Consider the following 2,282-nt stretch of genomic DNA (forward strand, 5'->3'; position numbering starts at 1 on the left):
GCTCGCGGTTGAAGTCGGGGTTACCGAGGCTGCGCTTTACAGGCACTTCCCGAGTAAGGCGAAAATGTATGAAGGCCTTATTGAGTTTATCGAAGAGACTGTGTTTAGCCGTGTGACGCGTATTAAGGCTGAGGGGCAAGGCTGTTTAGACAAGCTGCAGAAGATACTAACTTTGGTGCTTGCTTTTGCTGAAAAGAATCAAGGAATGTGTCGCATTCTTGCTGGTGATGCATTAGCGGGAGAGAACGAAAAAGTTCGGAATCGCGCCGAGCAGTTTTTTCAACGCTTAGAAACAGAACTCAAGCAAATTATCAAAGAAGGTGAGGCCCAAGAGGGTTTGACCAGACGTCTTAGTCCAGCGGCTAGCGCAAACTTGTTGTTGGTCAATGTTGAAGGGCGCGTTCACCAATTTGTTCGTAGTGAGTTCAAAGTTAAGCCAACGGCGCATTGGGTGAGTCATTGGCCGATCTTAGCGAGTGGCTTATTTCAATAGCCATAATTTAGGTTGTTGGGGCGAGAAGCGCTCGTGCTTGATCGAAGAGTGCGGGCGAACTTATCAATAAGTTCTTATCATAAATGGCCGCAGGAATATGAGCTGGAACTTCACTGAAATGGCCGCAACGTGCGCCTGCTTCTATAGCAATGACACGTGCCGCGGCAAAGTCCCATGGGCTTAAAGATTCAAAGTAAAAATCATGGCGGCCGCACGCAACCCAACAAATATCTAAGGCAGCACTGCCTAAACGACGTAAGTCTTGGCATTTTTCGAGCATAATGGTCACGCGTTCGAGTATCGGAGGAAGCGTGCTTTTGTCATAGGGGAAGCCCGTTGCAAAGACTGCTTTACGCAAATTTTGTTGGCCACTTATGCTTATAGCCTCTTCGTTGAGAGTTGCGCCGGCACCCTTTAATCCGCAAAACATTTCATCTAGGAACGGGTTGTATACGACCCCGCATTGCACATCTCCATCGCAAGCAAATGCAATACTGACCGCGACCATCTGCTGTCCGTGGGCATAGTTGACGGTTCCATCTATGGGGTCGATGATCCAAATTGGACTGCTTAAATCATGCCCGAGTGATTTGTCTGTGCAGGTTTCCTCAGTCAAAAAACGATGATCTGGAAACACTTCTTTAATGCGCTCAACAATTAGTTTATCTGCGGCAAGATCAGCATTGGTCACGAGTTCATGTTGATCTTTATATTGATGATCAAGAGAACCTTCCTCGCGTAATTGTTTAATCAGTTGTCCTGCTTCGAGCGCGACTTTTTTACTGAGTTGAAAGGCGGATTGGTATAGATCTGACATGCTGTTCTCTTTTTTTGTGCGCGAATGTTCACGATATAAGCCCGATATCCAGGAAATAAAGGTCTGGCTGTTTACAAATCATGAAATCGAGGTTAAGTTTGATCCCACTATGAAGATGAATTTGAAGCAAACTCGACCTCAAAACAACCGAATGACTTATCCGGCATCTTCTGCTGCGTGGCACTTTAGCTTTTATTTTGGTTATCACCAAGTTATGGTCGTGCCCAGCTAACTAAGCATTATAGGGAGGCCATCTAAGCGCCTCCGAAGAAGAAACCTCGGTAGGCGCAGCCCCCCGAGGTTTTTTTTTAGAAGGAAAACAACAATGAGCCAAGTTCAAGCCCAATCGAGCAATGAAGAAGCGGTAGCGATACTGACCCCTTTAATCAGCCCAAAAGCTTTGAAGGAATGTCTTCCTTTGAATGATGCGTTGTCTGATCAGATTTTTAAGCAACGTCAACAGGTGCAGGATATCGTGACAGGGGCAGATAATCGCTTGTTAGTGATAACAGGTCCATGTTCATTGCATTGTGATCAATCTGCAATTGAGTATGCCGAGCGTCTTGTCGCATTAAACGAAAAGTTCAGCGATAAGCTACTTATCGTTATGCGTGCCTATCTTGAAAAACCACGAACAAGTGTTGGTTGGAAAGGGATGTTGTACGATCCAGATATGGATGGCTCCGATGACTTAGGCGCAGGTTTAGAGGCAAGCAGAAGTTTGTTGTTACGCTTGGTTGAGCTTGGTGTGCCTCTGGCGACTGAAGCCTTAAATCCTCTAGCGATGCCTTACTTGGATGATTTGATTTCATGGGTAGCAATTGGCGCTCGAACAACTGAGTCTCAAACACATAGAGAAATGGCGAGTGCTTTACCGTGTTCAGTCGGGTTTAAGAATGGTACCGATGGAGGATTAGATGTTGCCATTAATGCATTAATTTCGGCGGCTAACCCTCATAGTTTCTTCTCGAT

At 45.8% G+C, this 2,282-nt stretch carries 3 protein-coding genes; 2 read left to right on the forward strand and 1 reads right to left on the reverse strand.

Annotated elements, in window-relative coordinates:
- The coding region (slmA, locus tag A3762_RS11335) for a nucleoid occlusion factor SlmA (protein ID WP_068755572.1) at positions 1-493 on the forward strand (493 nt) is incomplete at its 5' end.
- Positions 494-500: 7 nt separating this feature from the next.
- Here slmA and A3762_RS11340 read toward each other — a convergent pair.
- Positions 501-1,310, reverse strand: coding sequence for an inositol monophosphatase family protein (locus A3762_RS11340; RefSeq protein ID WP_068753508.1), 810 nt, complete (start codon positions 1,308-1,310; stop codon positions 501-503).
- A gap of 325 nt (positions 1,311-1,635) precedes the next feature.
- On the opposite strand from A3762_RS11340, the gene A3762_RS11350 reads away from it, so the two are divergent.
- Positions 1,636-2,282: 3-deoxy-7-phosphoheptulonate synthase (locus tag A3762_RS11350; RefSeq protein ID WP_068755574.1), on the forward strand; the 647-nt coding region annotated here is incomplete at its 3' end.

It is taken from the genome of Oleiphilus sp. HI0125 (assembly GCF_001635355.1).

Bases quoted from the DNA above. Each gene is read 5' to 3' on its own strand.
- A3762_RS11340 (WP_068753508.1), bottom strand. From the start codon at position 1,310: ATGTCAGATCTATACCAATCCGCCTTTCAACTCAGTAAAAAAGTCGCG.